The organism is Massilia sp. Masssp93 (assembly GCF_059491295.1).
Map to the genome: position 1 here is coordinate 737,283 of NZ_CP168502.1, position 18,152 is coordinate 755,434.

12 protein-coding genes and 1 pseudogene are annotated in these 18,152 nt (G+C 66.7%); 9 read left to right on the plus strand and 4 right to left on the minus strand.

Features of this window, described 5'->3' with window-relative positions:
• Positions 1-110: 110 nt before the first annotated feature.
• Positions 111-2,735, plus strand: a complete 2,625-nt coding sequence (locus ACEN9Q_RS03245; RefSeq protein ID WP_495627346.1) for a TonB-dependent receptor — start codon at positions 111-113, stop codon at positions 2,733-2,735.
• Positions 2,736-2,751: 16 nt separating this feature from the next.
• Here ACEN9Q_RS03245 and ACEN9Q_RS03250 read toward each other — a convergent pair whose 3' ends face one another.
• Positions 2,752-3,774, minus strand: coding sequence for a LacI family DNA-binding transcriptional regulator (locus ACEN9Q_RS03250; protein WP_495627347.1), 1,023 nt, complete (start codon positions 3,772-3,774; stop codon positions 2,752-2,754).
• Between the two features lie 483 nt (positions 3,775-4,257).
• Between ACEN9Q_RS03250 and ACEN9Q_RS03255 the strand changes: the two genes are divergently transcribed.
• Both ACEN9Q_RS03255 and galA read left to right on the plus strand, forming a co-directional pair.
• Entirely contained in the window at positions 4,258-5,649 is a 1,392-nt protein-coding gene (locus ACEN9Q_RS03255; protein ID WP_495627348.1) for a family 43 glycosylhydrolase, read from the plus strand.
• Positions 5,650-5,697: 48 nt separating this feature from the next.
• Positions 5,698-8,175: a beta-galactosidase GalA gene (gene galA / locus ACEN9Q_RS03260; RefSeq protein WP_495627349.1), complete on the plus strand. Its 2,478-nt coding sequence runs from the start codon at positions 5,698-5,700 to the stop codon at positions 8,173-8,175.
• A gap of 196 nt (positions 8,176-8,371) precedes the next feature.
• On the opposite strand, the pseudogene ACEN9Q_RS03265 reads toward galA, so the two are convergent.
• A pseudogene (locus ACEN9Q_RS03265) lies at positions 8,372-8,530 on the minus strand (Txe/YoeB family addiction module toxin); the annotation flags it as partial.
• Positions 8,531-8,674: 144 nt separating this feature from the next.
• Here ACEN9Q_RS03265 and ACEN9Q_RS03270 point away from each other — a divergent pair.
• The 6 genes from ACEN9Q_RS03270 (at position 8,675) to ACEN9Q_RS03295 (ending at position 15,602) form a co-directional block, all read left to right on the plus strand.
• Entirely contained in the window at positions 8,675-9,493 is an 819-nt protein-coding gene (locus ACEN9Q_RS03270; protein ID WP_495627350.1) for an AraC family transcriptional regulator, read from the plus strand.
• 27 nt (positions 9,494-9,520) lie between these two features.
• Positions 9,521-11,092, plus strand: coding sequence for an FAD-dependent monooxygenase (locus tag ACEN9Q_RS03275; protein WP_495627351.1), 1,572 nt, complete (start codon positions 9,521-9,523; stop codon positions 11,090-11,092).
• Between the two features lie 56 nt (positions 11,093-11,148).
• Positions 11,149-12,117 (plus strand): HDOD domain-containing protein, encoded by a 969-nt coding sequence (locus tag ACEN9Q_RS03280; protein ID WP_495627352.1) that lies wholly within the window; start codon positions 11,149-11,151, stop codon positions 12,115-12,117.
• A 131-nt stretch (positions 12,118-12,248) separates the two neighbouring features.
• Positions 12,249-12,701, plus strand: coding sequence for a nuclear transport factor 2 family protein (locus ACEN9Q_RS03285; protein ID WP_495627353.1), 453 nt, complete (start codon positions 12,249-12,251; stop codon positions 12,699-12,701).
• Positions 12,701-13,342 carry a methylamine utilization protein gene (locus ACEN9Q_RS03290; protein WP_495627354.1) on the plus strand — a complete coding sequence of 214 codons (642 nt, stop codon included), beginning with the start codon at positions 12,701-12,703 and terminating at the stop codon, positions 13,340-13,342. The genes ACEN9Q_RS03285 and ACEN9Q_RS03290 overlap by 1 nt, the downstream gene beginning before the upstream one ends.
• Before the next feature lies 1 nt (position 13,343).
• Entirely contained in the window at positions 13,344-15,602 is a 2,259-nt protein-coding gene (locus tag ACEN9Q_RS03295; RefSeq protein ID WP_495627355.1) for a putative bifunctional diguanylate cyclase/phosphodiesterase, read from the plus strand.
• 6 nt (positions 15,603-15,608) lie between these two features.
• Here the strand turns inward: ACEN9Q_RS03295 and fliD are convergent, their stop codons facing one another.
• Together fliD and ACEN9Q_RS03305 are read right to left on the minus strand one after the other, a co-directional pair.
• Positions 15,609-16,931 (minus strand): flagellar filament capping protein FliD, encoded by a 1,323-nt coding sequence (gene fliD / locus ACEN9Q_RS03300; RefSeq protein ID WP_495627356.1) that lies wholly within the window; start codon positions 16,929-16,931, stop codon positions 15,609-15,611.
• Between the two features lie 52 nt (positions 16,932-16,983).
• A complete protein-coding gene (locus ACEN9Q_RS03305) occupies positions 16,984-17,913 on the minus strand; it encodes a PAS domain-containing protein (RefSeq protein ID WP_495627357.1) in 930 nt (309 codons plus the stop codon).
• Positions 17,914-18,152 lie beyond the last annotated feature (239 nt).

Consider the following 18,152-nt stretch of genomic DNA (forward strand, 5'->3'; position numbering starts at 1 on the left):
AACGGACATGCAACGTCCGCTTTTTTTGCGTCGTTTGGTTTAACGATAAACCAATCTGCGTGATGGTCCAGGTTTCATCGATAACAGTAAAAATCTTGAGGAGATATAAAATGAAAAGAAACACAACGGCGCAGTTCGCGCTCAAGGTGACGGTGGCCGCACTCGCGTCGGCCGGCGTCCTGGGCAGCGCCCCGGCGCGCTCACAGGAAGCCGCCCCGGCCGATACGCCACAAGCGGACGGGAACACCGTCGTGGTGGTCACCGGCGTGCGCCGGGCCGCGCAGACGGCGCAGAAAATCAAGCAGGATGCCGACAACGTCGTCGATTCGATCGTCGCGGACGATATCGGCAAATTCCCGGACACGAACGTGGCCGAGACGCTGGCGCGCGTCACCGGCATCCAGGTACGGCGCGATGCCGGCGAAGCCAATTCGGTGCTGATCCGCGGCCTGCCGGGGATCTCGACGCTGCTCAACGGCCGTGAAATGTTCACGACGACCGGCCGCTATATCCAGTTGGCGGACATTCCATCGACGATGCTGCAGCGCGTGGATGTGTACAAATCGCAGAGCGCCGAATTGCTTGAGGGCGGTATCGCCGGCGTGATCGACGTGCGCACCAATCGCCCGTTCGACTTCAAGGGCGCCACCGTCAGCGTGAATGCGGGCGCGCGGCACCTGGACAAGGCGCACCGCACCAACCCGGAAGCGAGCGCCCTGTTCTCGAATCGCTGGAAGACGAATGCCGGCGAGTTCGGCGCGCTGGTCGGCGTGTCGTACGTGAAGAGCGATTACTGGGAAGAGCGCAGCTTCCAGTCCTTCCCGATCTCGAAGGATTGGCTCGGGGCAGGCGCGACCGGTCCGGACGTGCTGGGCCTGCAGACGATTTACGGCAAGCGCAAACGCACGGCCGCCAATTTCGCCGCGCAGTACAAACCCAACGCCGACCTGGAATTCTATGCCGAAGGCCTGGCTTCCCATTTCCAGGGTAACGACCAGACCGACCTGCTGGTGGGCTTTCCCTTCTGGGCCGGCAGCAGCAGCGCCACCATGATTCCCGGCACCAAGGAAGTCGATACGGTGACGTCGCAGAACGCCAACACGATCCTGTCGACGCAGGCGCGCAACGCGGACAACAAGACGTCCCAGATCGCCCTTGGCGCGAAATGGCGGGTCACGCCCGGCTTGCGCCTGACCTCCGAACTGGCGCATACCGACTCGAAATACGTCTGGCGCAATCCGATCCTGGACGTGATCACCAACGTTCCGAACGCGTACGGCAAGACCAATGTCGACGGCGGCGCGTACGTGAAATACGACGGCTTCGATATCGGCAATCCGGCCAATATCAACCTGTTGCAGCTGTTCGACCGTTACGGCAACGACAAGGGGAGTTCGACCGACTTCCGCTCGGACGCCACCTTTACCCCGGAGAACGACGGCTTGTTCAAGGAATTCCTGGCCGGCGTGCGTGCCAACCATCGCACGGCGGAGTCGATCAAGTCGTTCGAGGGCAGCATTTCCGCGCCGAATAACGTCAAGGCGTCGACGCTGCCGGGCATGACCTGTAACGCGCCGACGATGTCGCGCGATTACGGCACGCAGAACTGGTACACGCCATGCGCGAGCTACTTGCTGGACGATACCGCGACGGTGCGGCAGGCGGTGACGGGCAACCCGGCCGCCAAGGGACTCGATCCGGGATCGTTCTTCAAGGACGTCGAAAAGAATATGTCGATGTACGTGTCGAGCAAGATCGGCTTCGATGTCGGCGCCATTCCCGTCGATGGTCTGCTGGGCGTGCGCGTGACGCGGACCGATTCCGACCTGATCGGCAAGAGCCAGGTCAACGGCCAGTACGTCGAGACGCCGGTCAGCGCGAGCGGCACCGACGTGCTGCCGAGTGCGAACTTCAAGGCCAGGCTGACGCATGACGTGATTGCGCGCGTCGCCTACGCGAAGACCCTGACGCGTCCGGATTTTGCACAGCTCAATCCCGGTACGGCCTACGTCGCGGCGAACGGCACGACAGTGCAGGCGACGGCCAATGGCGGCAATCCGAACCTGAAGCCGTTCACCGGCCAGAACCTGGATACGGCGCTCGAGTGGTATTTCGCACCGACCGGCATGCTGAGCGCGACAGTGTTCCGACATAACTTCGACGGCTACATCATCAACAAATCGGTGCCCGAAATATTCCAGGGCATCAAGTACGACACCAGCCGTCCGTTCAATACCGACAAAGGCCATTTGCAAGGCCTGGAAATGTCGTACCGCCAGTTCTACGACAAGCTGCCGGGCTGGCTGGGCGGCTTCGGCATGGAGGCGAACGTCAGTTATATGGAAGGCGGCCTGACGTCGTCCATCGTGCCGGGATTGCAGGGCAAGCCGTTCAGCGGCATGTCGAAGAATTCGTACAACCTGGTCGCGCTGTATGAAAGGGCCGGCGTATCGGCGCGCCTCGCCTATAACTGGCGCTCGAAATTCGTGGAGGTCTACGGCGATCATCCGAGCAATTCGGGCAGCGCGCCGGCGCGCGATTTGATCGCTGCGCCGATGTCCACGCTGGATGGTTCGCTGAGCTACAAGTTCACGCCGAACCTGTCGGTGACCCTCACCGGCACCAACCTGCTGAACTTCCAGTATGTCGATTACTGGACCGACCAGCGGCTGTATCCACGCGATACCCGCCGTTATGACCGTACGGTCGGGCTGGCGCTGAACTGGAAGAACTGATCGTCCGGTCGATGTTTCACGCGCCCGGGCGCGGCGCCGCCGTCGATTCCCGGACGATCAGTTCCAGGCCGGGAATGCACTCCATCGGCGGCGCGTCGTGCTTGCGCTCCAGGATTTCCATCAGCAGTTCCACGCCGCGCGCGGCCATCGCGGCAGTGGGGATGGCGACCGTCGTCAGCGCCGGGCGCGACTGGCTCGACGACATGATGTTGGTGATGCTGACCACAGAAATCGCGGCGGGGACCGGACGGCCCAGGTGAGCGGCGGCTTCGAGGACGCCCAGCGCGGCGAGGTCGTTCGAGACGAAGACCGCCGTCAGGTCCGGCATCGCGGACAGCAGGTCGAGCGCCGCCGCTTTTCCGCCTTCGAACGTGTCCGCGCAAAAACGTACCGCCGCGGCTGGGCAGGCCAGGCGGGCCTTGCGCATGGCGTCGCGGAAGCCCAGGTAGCGCAGGTTGTGCATGCCGTCTTTCGGGCTGGCGATGATCGCGCCGATCTGGCGGTGGCCGAGTTCGGTCAGATGGCCGGCCGCCATCCGTCCCGCCGCGCGGCCGTCGAAGGCAAGGCAGGGGAGTCCCGGATGCGTGTCCGGGTCTTCCCACAGGTTGAGGACGACGGGTGTGCCCTGCGCGACGATCTGCTTGAGATGCTCGACGTTCAGGCCCGGATTGTTGGCGACGATGACGCCGTCGGACAACGAACCGGCCACTTCGTCGAGGAAGCGGGTTTCCTTTTCCGCTTCGTAGTCGGTGTTGCAAACGATGAGATAGCGCTGGTGCTTGCGGGCGGCCTGGTCCACGTACAGCATGAGCTCCGAATAGAAGGGATTCGTGATGCAGGTGAGCACCAGGGCGAAGGTGGGGGCCTTGCGTTCGACGAGCGCACGCGCCGCGAGGTTGGGACGGTAGCCCAGGTGCGCGACCGCATCGAGCACGCGCTGCCGGGTCGCGTCGCCCGTCCTGCCGCGTCCGCGTAGAACGTTGGTCACGGTGGTCGGTGTGACGCCGGCATGGGCCGCTACTTCCTTGATGGTTGCCATGAGTGGATTCGAAAGCCTTGCATGTGAATGGATGTCGGGATTTTCCTTGAAATTAGTTTTACGTTCAACTAATATTGTCAAACATTGGTTTAACGTTAAAGCAGTGCAAACTATCGGCATGGCACTTCATTCCTCCCTGTTTGCCGGCGCCGAAAGCCGGGACGCGCTGGCGCGGCTGCACGCTCGACGCGGCCGATCCGGCCCAGGTCCGGCGGCGCGGCGCCGTTGCGCTATCCGGGGCAGGCGCGTGCGGACTGCCGGACGCGGCATATAAACCGTTTCGTCTCCTAGGCCAGCGTGGCCTTTGTGGCAGCCTCGGCTGCCACTTTTTTGTTGGGGGACGAATGTGCTCAACGTAGGTTTTTCCGCTTTTGGACGATTACACGTCGGCATCGCAAAAGCGGTATCGCAGGGCGCGGAAAAGCGATCGCGGTTGCTTTTTTTCCTGCTCTGTATTGCGCCGACACTCACAGGAGGATGTTCATGAAAAGATGTGCAGTTGGACTGGTATTACTGGCGGCATTGGCGACCCAGGCAAGCGCGCAGGTGGCCGTCAGCGACGCCGTGCAGTTCAAGATCAAGAACGTCAACAGCGGATTGCTGCTCGCGATTCCCGGCGCCAGCCAGGCCGCGGGAAGCAACGTGATTCAATGGAGCGACACCGGCGGCAGCGAGCAGTTGTGGCATTTCATTTCGATGGGCAGCGGCCAGTACAACATCGAAAACCTCGCGACCCATCAACTGCTGGGCGTGTCGAGCGGCTCGAAATCGGCCGGCGCGCAAATCGTCCAATGGGCCGATAACGGCACGGCGGATCATCTGTGGACGGTCGCCCAGGCGTCCGATGGCAATTATCTGATCAAGAACGTCAACAGTGGCTTGTACCTCGACGTCTACCAGGGGAGCACGTCGACGGGCGCCGTCATCGACCAATGGAGCGCATCCGGTTGCCTGTGCCAGGAATGGCAGCTGGTAAGCACCGGCACCGATCCGTATCCGGCGCCTGGCGCCGTGAGCGGCAACGGGACGGGCGTGCACGATCCGTTCATGCTGCGCGACGGCGGCGGGACCTACTGGCTGTACGGCACCAACAACACGCTGGCGTCGTCGAGCGACCGGATCAATTTCACGAATGCCGGCAGCGCATTGGCGCCGATACCTGCGTGGACCGCCACCTATACCAAGGGCGGCACGCTGTGGGCGCCGAACGTGGCGCGGATGAACAACACGTACTACCAATACTATTCCGCATCCAGTTACGGATCGCAGACCTCGGCCATCGGCGTCGCCAGCGCGTCCACGCCGAACAGCACGGCGTGGACCGACCTGGGGACCGTGGTCACGTCGAGCGCATCGACGCCCTACAATGCCATCGACCCGAGCGTCATCCAGGACCAGGCGGGCGGCTGGTGGATGTCCTACGGATCGTGGTGGAACGGCATTTACCTGATCAAGCTGGACCCGGCCACCGGCAAGCAATCGACGGCCAATACGACGAACTACCACCTGGCCCAGCGTCCGAAGGGACTGGAGGGTTCGTATCTCTACTATTACAACGGGTATTACTACCTCTTCGCGTCCATCAATAACTGCTGCAGCGGTGCGAACAGCACGTATCGCATCATCGTCGGCCGTTCGAGCTCGGTGACCGGCCCCTACCTGGACCGCGGCGGCGTCAATCTGCTGAGCGGCGGCGGCACGATCGTCCTGAGCGCGCACGGCAACATCAAGGGACCCGGCGGCCAGAGCCTGATGACCGACAGCGACGGCCCTCTGATGGTGTACCACTACTACGATGCCAATAACAACGGCAATCCGACGCTGGGCGTCAACCGCATCGGCTTTACGGCGGATGGCTGGCCTTATGTGTATTGATGCTCCGATTCGATACGCGGATTTTTTTACTTGCATAGGAACGACGCAATGAAGCTGCACAAGTCTGCTTTTCCTGGTTGGCGGATGCTGGTCCGCCATGTTTTGTTCGCGGTGCTCGGCGGGTTGGTCGTCATGCCGGCACACGCCGACGCCGGACGCGAACGGCTATCGCTCGATCGCGGCTGGCTGTTTCATCTTGGGGACGTGCCATTCCACGTGCCGGCCACGCAGGATGAAACCTATTACGCCACCAAGGCCGGCATGGCGTCGGGTGCGGCAGCCGTGAAATTCGATGACACCGCCTGGCGCAAGCTCGACCTGCCGCACGACTGGCAGGTCGAACAGCCCTTCGACCCGAAAGCGAATATGGCCCAGGGCTTTCGGCCGCGCGGCATCGGCTGGTACCGGCGCTATATCGCCCTGCCCGAAAGCGATCGCGGCCGGCACGTCGAACTCGAATTCGGCGCCATCGCCACGCATGCCACGGTGTGGGTGAACGGTAACCTCGTCAACCATAACTGGTCGGGCTATAACGAGGTGCGCATCGACATTACGCCGTATCTGCATTATGGCGACAAGCATGCCAACGTCGTCGCGGTCCGCGTCGATGCGGATGCGATGGAAGGCTGGTGGTACGAGGGGGCCGGCATGTACCGGCACACCTGGCTGGTCAAGACCGATGCCGTGCACGTGGTGCCCGACGGGGTGCGCGTCACGCCGCGCAAGACCGATGGCGGCACCTGGGAAATTCCGGCCACTGTCACGCTCGATAACGATGGCAAGCAGGACGCGCACGTCGAGGTCGAGATGGTGGTGACCGGCCCGGATGGCAAGCAGGTGGCCCGCCGCCGCGCGTCGGTCGACGTTCCGGTGCTGACGCAGGTGACCGCGGCGCTGCCCATGACGATACGCGATCCGATGCTGTGGTCTCTCGACAGGACCACGCTCTACCGCGTCACCACCACCGTGCGGCGCGACGGCAAGGTGGTGGACCGGCTTGCCCTCGATACCGGCTTTCGCACGTTGCGCTTCGACGCCGCAAAAGGCTTCTTCCTCAACGGCAAGCACGTCAAGTTGCAGGGCGTGTGCCTGCACCAGGACCATGCCGGCGTCGGCGTCGCCGTGCCGACCGCGATCTGGGCATTCCGTCTACGCCGCTTGAAAGAACTCGGGGTGAATGCGATCCGCTTCTCGCACAATGCGATCGCGTCCGAGGTGCTGGACATGGCCGACCGCATGGGCTTCCTGGTGATGGCCGAGAACCGCAATTTCAATCCGTCGCCGGATTACATGAAGCAGTTCGAGTGGATGCTCAAGCGCGACCGCCACCACCCGTCGATCATCCTGTGGTCGGTCTTCAACGAGGAGCCGGTGCAGGCCACGGAGGCCGGCTACGAAATGGCGCGCCGCATGGTCGCTGTCGCCAAGGCGCTCGATGGCACGCGCCCAACCACGGCCGCCATGAGCAATGGCTTGCTCACGCCCCTGAACGTTTCGCATGCGGTGGACGTGGTCGGCGCCAATTATCAGATTCCCGAGTACGACAAGTTCCATGCGGCCCGTCCCGACAAACCTTTTACGAGTTCGGAAGATACGTCGGCTTTCATGACACGCGGCGAATTCGCGACCGACAAGGCGCGTCATATCGAGACCAGCTACGACACCGAAGCGCCGGCCTGGGGCAATACCCATCGCGACGCCTGGCAAGCGATCGGCACGCGCGATTTCGTCGCCGGCGGCTTCGTCTGGACGGGCTTCGACTATCACGGCGAGTCCTGGCCCTACGCATCGTGGCCCTCGGTCAGTTCGTTCTTCGGCATCATGGACTTGAACGGTTTTCCGAAGACGGCGTATTACATGCACCAGGTCCAGTGGATCAAGGATCGCCCGCTCGTCTACATCGCGCCGCACTGGAACTGGGCCGGCAAGGAGGGCCAGGAGATCGTCGTCAGGGTGATGTCCAACGCCGAACGCGTCAAGCTCCTGCTGAACGGTCAGGAAATCGGCGAGCAGAAGGTCGATCATTACCGGATGAACGACTTCAAGGTCGCTTATGCGGCAGGCGCGCTGGAAGCAATTGCGTACACGGGCGGCAAGGAAGTCGCGCGCGCGCGGGTCGAGACCACCGGCCCGGCCGTCGCGCTGGAATTGGTGCCGGATCGGACCGCCCTCGATGGCGACGGACGCGACGCCATGCCGATCACCGTCCGCGCGCTCGATGCACAGGGCAGGGCGGTTCCGCTCGCGCAGGACGAAGTGCGGTTTACCATCGCCGGCGCGGGCCAGTCGATCGGCAATGGCAATGGCGACCCGAATTCACACGAAGACGAGAAAGGCAGTACGCGCAAACTGTTCAACGGCCTGGCCCAGTTGCTCGTGCAGAGCAACTGGAACAGCAGCGGTTCGATCGAAGTCGACGCCAGCGCTCCCGGATTGCGGACCGCGCACCTGACGATTCCGGTCAGGGCCGTCGCGCCGGTAGCGTACGTGCCTGCGGCGGCCCCCCCGGTCGACGACAAGCCGTAGCGCCGAATAGCTCAATTCGACGGCAGTTGCCCGGATTACCGAGCCGCTGCCGGCACCTTGCTGGAGCCACCTCACGGGGGATTCGGTTTCGTCCCTGGTAGCGAGGCGGCTCGGCAAGGTGTGCCGCGCCACCCTGATGACCTGTCGATAATTGGAATAAAAAAAGGGAGCGTTTTCGCTCCCCAATCCATGAGTTGTAGTGATAGCGGCGCGAGATGATCACCAGCTCATTCTCGCGCACTTCGTAGACGAGACGGTTTGCTTCATCGATCCTGCGCGACCAGAAGCCGCTCAGGCTGTATCGCAAGGCCTCCGGCTTGCCGATCCCCTCGAAAGGGAGTCTCTGTGCATCCTTGAAGCGGGGCGGCACGCACCTGGCGCCAGTCAGCCATCCCGAATTTGTCGCGTTTGTACTAGAAGCACTTTCGCCCCGCTGGCATGCTCGCCCATCTCCCCCGTATGCTGGCAGCACCGCGCGTTCCCAAGCCAATCACTCACCATGCCCCCGGCACCCTCCATCCGACCTCACCACCGCGAACTCGACCCGCCAGCCGCACTGCAAAGCGCCATCAAGTGCTTCTGGTACGACCGCCGGGATGCGGGCGCGTTGAGCCAGCCGTTCGAGGTCCTGCCCGACGGCTACGCCGAAATCATTTTTCACTTCGGCGACACGTGCGGCTTGCCCGGCATCGGATGCGTCCAGCAACTGCCGTCGCCTTTCCTGATGGGCTTACTGAACCAGCCCGTGACGCTGGACGTCCGCGGCCGGCTCGACATCGTCGGCATCCGCTGCTATCCGTGGGCCGTGTTCGACCTGCTCGGCCTCGTGCCCGGGAACGCGGGCGTGCGCGTGTTCGCGCATCCCGTCGCCAGCCTGCACGCGACACTCGCGCGGTGCATCCAGGCAGAGCGCATCGACGAGGCGCTGGCCCACGTCGAGCGCTGTTTCATGCAGACGCGCACACCCGTCGACGGCATGCTGGCCCGTGCCGGCGCGGCGATGCGGGAGGCGAACGGCACGCTGGCCGTCAGCGAAGTCGCCGCGGCCGCGCATGCGACCGTGCGTACGCTGGAACGGAAGTTCAAGCAGTCGTCCGGCCATACCGTCAAGGAGGTGTCCGGCCTGATGCGCTTCGAGCAGGTGCGCAATGCGTTGTTCCATCGGCCGCAAGCCAGCATTGCCGGCCTGGCGCAGGCGCTGGGCTATGTCGACCAGTCGCACCTGAGCCGCGAATTCAAGCGCTACAGCGGCACGACGCCCGCGGCGTTCGCGCGCAGGCAGCCGCGCGGCGACTTTGGCGGGTTTGTACAAGCCTGACGGGAAGGGCGCCGGTATCGTTCCCGGATGACCTCTACATCACCCCATTACGACGTGATCGTCGCCGGCGCAGGTCCCGTCGGCCTGTTCCTCGCCTGCGAACTGGCGCTTGCACGCTGCACCGTACTGGTCCTGGAAAAAGCCGCCGATCCCGATTCGCCGTTGAAGCGCCTGCCGTTCGGCATACGCGGCCTGTCGTCGCCCAGCATCGAAGCGCTGTACCGCCGCGGCCTGCTGGACGAACTGCAGGTGCCCAAAAAACTCGAGCATCCGTTCGTCGCCGCGACCGGCACGCAAGTCAGGCGCCAGGCGGGGCACTTCGCCGGCATTCCGTTTCATCGCGAAGACGTCGACGCGTCGCAATGGCCCTGGCGCCTGCCCGGCGCAACGCCGACCAATCTGCTGGCCGAGATGGCGGAACTGGAAGCCGTGCTGGCCCGCCGCGCGCACGCGCTGGGCGTCGAGATCCGGCGCGGCCTTGCCGTGACAAAGGTCGGGCAAGCGGCCCATGACGTGACCGTGCATGCGGGCGGGCAGGCTTTCACGGGGCGTTGGCTGGTGGGCTGCGACGGCGCGCGCAGTGCCGTGCGCAAGGCCGGCCGCTTCGAATTCGCGGGCACGGCGCCTGAATTCACGGGCTATACGGTCAAGGCCGATCTCGTCGAGCCGGCGCCGATCAGGATGGGCCGCACGATGACACCGGCCGGCATGGTCATCCAGTTCCAGCCGGGGCATCTGGCGCTCGGCGATTTCGACGGCGGTGCCGCTCACGACGCCGGCCAGCCGGTCACGCGCGAACACGTGCAGGCGGTCCTGCGCCGCGTCTCCGGCACCGATGCGACGATCGCCGCGCTGCATCTCGCCACCACGTGGACCGATCGCGCGCGCCAGGCCACCGCCTATCGCGACGGGCGCATCCTGCTGGCCGGCGATGCCGCGCACATCCACTCGCCGCTGGGCGGGCAGGGACTCAACCTCGGACTGGGCGATGCGATGAACCTGGGCTGGAAGCTCGCCGCGACCGTCCACGGCACCGCACCCGCCGGCCTGCTCGACACCTATCACGCGGAGCGGCACCCGATCGGCGCGCGGGTGCTGGACTGGTCGCGCGCGCAGGTGGCGATCATGCGCCCGGAACCGGCGGCCCGCGCGCTGCATGCGGTCCTCCGCGACCTGATGGACACGCGCGACGGCGCCACCTATGTCGCGGGCAGGGTGTGGGGCATCCACACGCACTACGACCTCGGCGGCGATCATCCGCTCGTGGGCCGCAGCGTACCCGACTTCGTGTTCGACGATGGCACGACGATGAGCACGACGATGAGCACGGCCATGCGCGACGGCAGGCCCATCCTGCTCGATGTCGGCGCGGACGCGGCGCTCGCGGCCTTCGCGCGACGCTGCGGCGACCGGATGACGTACGTGGCGGGCGCCGTCCGCGAAAGCCTCGGTGTGCGCGCATTGCTGGTCCGGCCCGACGGCATCGTCGCCTGGGCTTGCGACGGCCCGCCCGATCGCACCGGACTGGCGCATGCGGCCGCGCGCTGGTTCGGTGGCGACGATGTCGCGGATGCCGCGGAGCATGCTGCAATGCGGTGATGCGCGCATCGTCACGGTTATCCGCGTGCGCCCTGCATCAGGCTACAATAGGCCCCATGAAAAACTGGATCAGCCGCCTTCGGGGCGGCGCCGACAACCCTGCCGTCGCCAAGGCCGTCCCCGCGGCCGCGGAGGATGGCGAACAGCCCGGCGGCGTCGCCGCCGAGATCGAAGCCACCTACTACCGCTGGCTGACGGCATCCGCCGGCTACGATGCCCCGGCCGAGGTCGAAACCGCGATCCTCGACCAGGTCCGCGCGCTGGCGCGCGATCCGGCCGGCGCGGCCGAGCTGGTGCCGCGCGTGCCCGAAGTGATCCCGCAACTGCTGCGCAGCCTGCAGGACGAGGCGTCGAACGCCGAGCTGGCGCGCCAGGTCGCGCAGGACGTCGTCCTCGTCGCGGAAGTGATCCGCGAAGCGAACAGCGCCTATTACCGGCCGATGTCGCCCGTGAAGACGGTCGAGGCGGCCCTCATGATGCTGGGCCAGAACGGCTTGCGCATGCTGCTCGCGCGCGTCGCGTTCCGCCCGATCATCAAGCTGCAGGCGACCGGCTTCACGCGCGTGGCCGCGCCGCTGGTCTGGAACCAGTCCGAGAAATGCGCGTTGGCCGCCAGCCTCATGGCGCCGGGCCTCACGGCGGGGGCGTTCGAAGCCTATCTGGCCGGCCTGATGCAGAACCTCGGCGTCGTCGTCGGCTTGCGCCTGGCCGACCGCGTCTGCGAGGATGGCAAGGTGCCCGGCTCCAGCGAATTCGGCCTGCAATTGCTGGCCGAGGGCCGCAACCTGTCGGCGGCCATCGCGCAGCACTGGGACTTCCCGCAGCCGGTCGCCGACGCCATCGCGCACGCGGGCGATCCGGACGGCGAAAACCTGGCCCAGGCGCTCGCGCTGGGCGACCGCATCTCCAAGCTGCGCGTCCTGATCGACGCCCACGTGGTCGACGACGACGACGACTTCGTCATGGAGGGCCTCGACAACTTCCAGCGCCGCTGTCTCGGCAAGCTGAGCATGATCGAAAGCTGATCTGCCGCACCGATGTGGTGTCGCGCGCATCGTTGCGCCACACCCGTGTTGCCACGCTTGGGTTTCCGTGTAATCATGATTTTCGGACACGAAACTTTTATCCAGGTAATAACCAAGCGTGGAGGTGGACGATGACCCGCAAGACGAAAGTTGCATCCCTGATATTGACCCTGGCGCTTCTGCCCTGGTGCGGCGGCCAGGCCGTGGCCGGACCGCTGGACGAGGCGAAGGCCAAGGCGCACCTCGACGCCGTGGCCGCCGGCGACCTGGAAGCGCTGATGCGCGACTATGCCGACGACGCCTACATGGAGTGGGTCGGCGGACCGCTCGACGGCCGCTACCGGGGCAAGGCCGAGATTCGCGCCGTCTGGCAGAAATTCATTGCGGTCAACGGCGGCCAGCCGCGTCCCGCAACGTTCGGCAAGTTGAAGGCGTTCGCCAACCCGCACGGCACGTCAGTGGAGGCCGGGGCCGGCTACGGCGGGAAGTTGCCGATGAAAGTGTGGCATGCGCTGACCTACCGCGACGGCGACCTGACCACCGAAGTCTGGCAGATCGCCCCCGCGCTGCAGATCGAGCAGTGATGCGCGCGTCGCTGCTGGTGCTGGCGGCGGCGCTGTTCGGCGGTGCGGCCGGCGCCGCGCCCGTCGAGGTGCTGGTGCGGACGCCGGCGGGCCTCCCGCTGGCCGACGCCGCCGTGCTCGTGGAGCCGCTCGCGGGCGCGCCCGCGCGAGCGCGAGCGCGCCCGCCTGCCGCGCACGTGGCCATCGAGCAGCGCGGCCGCGAATTCATCCCGTGGATGACCGTCGTGCAGACCGGCACCAGCGTCGACTTCCCCAACAACGACACGGTCCGTCATCACGTGTACTCGTTCTCCGAACCCAAGCGCTTCGAGATCAAGCTGTACGCGGGCAAGCCGGGCCAGCCCATCGTGTTCGACAAGCCGGGCCAGGTCGACATCGGCTGCAATATCCACGACTGGATGGAGGCCCACGTGCTCGTCGTCGACACCCCGTACTTCGCCCGCACGGGCGCGGACGGCCGCGCCACCATCGCCGCCGTCCCGGCCGGGCGCTACCGCCTGCGCCTGTGGCATCCGCTGCAAAAGGCGCAGGCCGCGCCGGACGACATCGAGGTTGGCGACGCGCCGGTGCGCGAGACGCTCGTGCTGGACGCGCGCCCGCGCGAGCCGAGGCCGCACACCGAGGACACGGACCACTACTGACATGTCATCGACATCGCTGCGGCATCGGATCGCCATCGTCTTCGTCGGCCTGCTGGTGCTGGTCATGGGGCTCGTGCTGGCGCTCGTCCACAGCAGCAGCGCGCGCATCGTCGAGCGCGAGACGCAGCGCGAGCTGGCCGTCGGCGCCAAGGTGTTCCAGCGCCTGCTCGAACAGAACCAGCGCCAGCTCGAGACGGCCGCCGGCGTGCTGTCCGCCGACTTCGCGTTCCGCGAGGCGATCGCCACGCAGGACCAGCCGACCGTGCGCTCCGTGATCCGCAACCACGGCCAGCGCATCCACGCCCAGGTCATGATGGTCACCGGCACCGACGGCAGGATGATCGCCGCCACGCAGAGCACCTTTGCCGCCGGCGATCCGTTCCCGTTTCCCGACCTGCTCGCGGCGGCCGAAGCGGCGGGGCGCAGCGCCGGTTTCCGCCAGATGCGCAACGGCCAGCTGTTCCAGGTCGTGCTCGTGCCGATCATGGCGCCCACGCGCATCGCCTGGGTGGCGATGGGCTTCCACGTGGACGACCGCTGGGCGCACGAGATGGCCGGCGTGACCGGACTCGGTGTGCAGATCGTGCGCGTGGGCATGCCTGGCCTGCTCGCGTCGTCCGGCGCCGCCGCGACGGATGCCGGCGACGCGCGCAACGCATCGGTCGGCGTGCCGCTGGACGGCGGCCTGCAGGCCGTGCTGCAGCTGCCGGTCGCGCAGGTGCAGGCGCCGTTCAACCAGTTGCAGGGGCGGCTGCTGGGTGTGATCGCCGCGGCCGTGCTGGTGTTCGCGCTGGGCAGCGTGATGCTGGCCGGGCGCATCGTCCGGCCCCTGAACGATTTATCCGCCGCGGCCCGCCGCATCGCGCTGGGCGATTACGCGCAGCCGCTGCCGCCGGCGCAGGGCGACGAGATCGGCCAGCTGGCCGGCAGCTTCGAACAGATGCGCACGGGGATCGCGAGCCGCGAGGAACGCATCGTGCGGCTGGCCTATGTCGACGAATTGACGGACCTGCCGAACCGCACGCGCTTCCTGGAAGCGTTCGGCCGCCTCACGCCGGGCGGGGGCGGCGCCGTGATCGTCGTGAACATCGACCGCTTCGCCCTCATCAACAACGCGCTGGGCCACCTCGTCGGCGACCGCCTGCTGCGCGCCGTGGCCGGCCAGCTGCGGCCGCTGGCGCCGGCCGGCGGCATGCTGGCGCGCCTGTGGGGCGACCAGTTCGCGTTCCTGCTGGAGGGCGCCGACCTGGACGCGGCGCGCCGCTTCGCCGACGGCGTGCTGGCCGCATTGCGCGACCCCGTCACGCTGGACGGCCAGCGCCTCGACATCGAGGCCGGCGTCGGCATCGCGCTGTATCCCGACGACGGCCTCGATGCCGCAACGATCCTGCGGCGCGCCGAGCTGGCGCTGGCCGCGGCCAAGCGCCGTCACGCCGGCGTCGCGTTCGCGTCCGAGACGGGCGCCGAGCCCGCGCACGAGCAGCTGTCCCTCATCGGCGACATGCGGCGCGCGCTTCTCGCCGGCGAATTCACGCTCGCCTACCAGCCCAAGCTGGCGCTTGCCGGCGGCCGCATCGTGGCGGTGGAGGCGCTGCTGCGCTGGCAGCATCCGGAGCGCGGCAGCATCGCGCCGGCGCGCTTCATCCCGTTCGCCGAGCAGACGGGCTTCATCCGCGAGATCACGCCGTGGGTGCTGGAGACGGCCGTGCGCCAGGCCGCCGTCTGGCATGCGGCGGGACTGGACATCGCCGTGTCGGCGAACCTGTCGACGCTGGACCTGCTCGATCCGCACCTGGGCCGGCGCGTGCGCAACCTGCTGGAGACGCATGCCGTGCCGGCGCGCCGCCTGTGCCTGGAAATCACCGAGAGCGCGCTGATGGACGATCCGGCGCAGGCGCAGGCACACCTGGACGAACTGGCGGCCCTCGGCATCAAGCTGTCGATCGACGACTACGGCGTCGGCCAGGCGTCGCTGGCCTACCTGAAAAGCCTGCCGGTCGACGAACTGAAACTCGACCGCAGCTTCATCACGGCGATCACGGAATCGCCGCGCAACGCGGCCATCGTCGAATCGACCATCATGCTGAGCCACGCGCTCGGCCTCACCGTCGTCGCCGAAGGCGTGGAGACGCAGGCCGAGCTGCGCTGGCTGCGCGAGCACGGCTGCGACATCGCGCAGGGTTACGGCATCGCGCGCCCGATGGCGGCGACGCAGTTGCAGGGCTGGCTGGCCGACTTCGCGGCCAGGACGACGGCCTGACGCCGGTCAGGCGAGGAAGTCGAACGCCGACGCCGGCCGTCCCTCGCTCATCATGCCGAACAGCGAGTTGGCGCCCGCGCTCGCGTATTGCTGCACCAGGCGGCTCGCCTGCGCGTTGACGGCCTGGGTCATCTGCGTCTTCTTGCCGGCGAGCGCGTCGCGGTCCTTCGTCACGGCCGCGGCCTGGTCTGCGAGCGTGCTGCCCGTCGCCAGCTGCTGCGCGAGTCCGGCGCCGAGCTTGTCGGCGAGGCCCGTGCCGCCGTCGGCGAACACCTTCGCCACCCGGTCGGGCGCGGCGGCGATGGCCGCGTTCAGCTTCGTCTCGTCGACCGTCAGCTTGCCGTTCTTCGTGCCGACGCCGATGGCCGCCAGCGCGGCCGGATCGGCGCCGCCGACGAGCCGCGCGACCTGATCCTGGATGTGCGCGAGCAGGCGGTCGGAGGCGACGTCGCCCGACTTGAGGCCTGCCAGGCGCGCCGGCAGGCCGTTGACGGCGGCGGCGAAGGCCTTCACGTTGCGCGCGATGGCGTCGTTGTCCCCGGCGATCGTGACCGTGCCGGCGCCCGTCGCCTTGAGGTCGAGCGTGACGCCGGCGATGGCGCCCGCCAGCCTGTTGCCGGCGCTCGTGACGGTCTTGCCGTCGACGTTCACGACCGCGTCCTGCGCGGCGCTCGTCTGCGTGACCGTGCCGCGCGCCGGCGGCTGCCACGCCAGCAGCGCCTGCAACGCCGGGTCGCCGGAGACCTGCACGCGCATCGCGTTCGCGGCGCCGGGCTGGCTGCTCAAGGTCAGCGCCACGCCTTTGTCGCCGGATACCAGCTTCGCATCCACGCCGGCCGCCTTGAATGCGGCGGCGATGCCTTCCAGCGTGTTGTCGGGCGCGCCGATGCGGATCGTCTTCGTGTCGTTTCCCGTCCCGATCCGGATGACGGTCGGCGCGCCGCTGCCGATGGCCGTGGTGCCGGACGCCACCCGGACGGTCGACAGTTGCTGGGCCTGGGCCAGCTGCTTCACGTCGACCTTGTGCGTGCCGGCCACGGCGCCGGATGCCGTGATGCGCGCGTCGACCGCCTTGCCGTCGACCTGCGCGGCCAGTTTCATGCCGCTGGCCGCGACCGTGCCGGCGACGGACTTCACGTCGTCCAGCACGTTGGCGAGCCGGCCCAGCGTGGACAGGCGCGCGTCGTCGCGCCGGATCTGCGCGTCGATGCCCTGCAGGCCCGTGCTGCGCGCGGTGAGCGATTTCACGGCGCTGCCGTACAGGTCGGACAGGGTCTTGCTGCCTGCCGTGGCCGCGGCCGTCGTCGTGGATGGAATCGTGGTCGTCATGCCGGTATTATCCGCGCAAACTTGTCATCTCATTCATTGAACATCGCCTGGATTACGCATCAATCTCGGCTTTCGCGTGGGCCGGCGCCTCGACGAAGCCGGCGACGGCGCCCACCACTGCGCCCGTCTCGTCGCGCAGGGGCACGGCGTTGATGACGACGTGCAGCCGTTCGTCGTCGGCAAAGCGCACCGTCAGCGTTTCGCCGCGGATTTCCTCGCCGCTGGCGGCGGCGCGCTGCAGCGGCAACTGGTCGAGGGCCAGCAGCGTGGCGCCGGCATACACGGCGAATGCCCGTCCGCCCGGGGCGTCGGGCCCGGGATTCTCGCCGCGGCGCAGGCGCAGCAGGCGTTCGGCGACGGGATTGGCCTTGACGCGCCGGCATTCGCGGTCACTGGCGAGGAACAGCGCGGCGGGCGCCGCCTGCATCAGGCCTTCCAGCTCGCTCGTGCGGCGCTGCTCGCGCCGCTGGCTGTCCTGCAGGGCGCCCGCCAGGCGCCGCTGTTCGGTGATCTCCTCGACGATGACCGTCACGCCCAGCAGCGTTTCGGCGCCGTCGAATACCGGATGGAGGCTTTCGCGCCAGACGCGGCGCACGTGCGGCTGGGCGGGCGTCGCGCCTTCGAAGACGGAACCGACGATGGGCCGCCCCGTCGCCATGACCTGGCGGATGCGGATTTCGGCGGCGGCCGCGATTTCCGGAACGACGTCGTGGATCGACTTGCCGACGTGGTCCTCGGGCGGCAGCCCGTTGATGTCGGCCAGCAGGCGGTTGATGCGCAGGTAGCGCAGGTCGAGGTCGAGCACGGCCAGTCCGACCGGCACGTGGGCGAGCGCGGCTTCGAGGGTCAGCATGGCGCGACGCATGTCCATGCTTTCGCGCCCGGCGTCCGCCAGGCGTTGCTGCTGCCGGCCCAGGACGACGGCGATGACCGCCGCGAGAGGCATCAGCAGCAACAGGAGCTCTGCACTTACAACGGGCACGGCAATCCTCCGAACACATGGGCCGATGATTCTCGAAAATATCATTTTCTTTGCGAAATCATCAATATGTGTATGCAGTATCGCGGCTGTGAATGTGGGAATCCGGTGCGCTAACGTGCAAATGTGTGGCTGTGTAACATCAGCGGTGTGACATGTGCCGCCCATGGCGCCGATCCGGCGACCGTAATTTTACGTATATCAAAGATTTGTCGAATCAATAATAATCGGCAGCCGGACGG

Coding starts and splice junctions, on each gene's coding strand:
- ACEN9Q_RS03245 (WP_495627346.1), top strand. CDS start 111: ATGAAAAGAAACACAACGGCGCAGTTCGCGCTCAAGGTGACGGTGGCC.
- ACEN9Q_RS03250 (WP_495627347.1), bottom strand. CDS start 3,774: ATGGCAACCATCAAGGAAGTAGCGGCCCATGCCGGCGTCACACCGACC.
- ACEN9Q_RS03255 (WP_495627348.1), top strand. CDS start 4,258: ATGAAAAGATGTGCAGTTGGACTGGTATTACTGGCGGCATTGGCGACC.
- galA (WP_495627349.1), top strand. CDS start 5,698: ATGAAGCTGCACAAGTCTGCTTTTCCTGGTTGGCGGATGCTGGTCCGC.
- ACEN9Q_RS03270 (WP_495627350.1), top strand. CDS start 8,675: ATGCCCCCGGCACCCTCCATCCGACCTCACCACCGCGAACTCGACCCG.
- ACEN9Q_RS03275 (WP_495627351.1), top strand. CDS start 9,521: ATGACCTCTACATCACCCCATTACGACGTGATCGTCGCCGGCGCAGGT.
- ACEN9Q_RS03280 (WP_495627352.1), top strand. CDS start 11,149: ATGAAAAACTGGATCAGCCGCCTTCGGGGCGGCGCCGACAACCCTGCC.
- ACEN9Q_RS03285 (WP_495627353.1), top strand. CDS start 12,249: ATGACCCGCAAGACGAAAGTTGCATCCCTGATATTGACCCTGGCGCTT.
- ACEN9Q_RS03290 (WP_495627354.1), top strand. CDS start 12,701: ATGCGCGCGTCGCTGCTGGTGCTGGCGGCGGCGCTGTTCGGCGGTGCG.
- ACEN9Q_RS03295 (WP_495627355.1), top strand. CDS start 13,344: ATGTCATCGACATCGCTGCGGCATCGGATCGCCATCGTCTTCGTCGGC.
- fliD (WP_495627356.1), bottom strand. CDS start 16,931: ATGACGACCACGATTCCATCCACGACGACGGCCGCGGCCACGGCAGGC.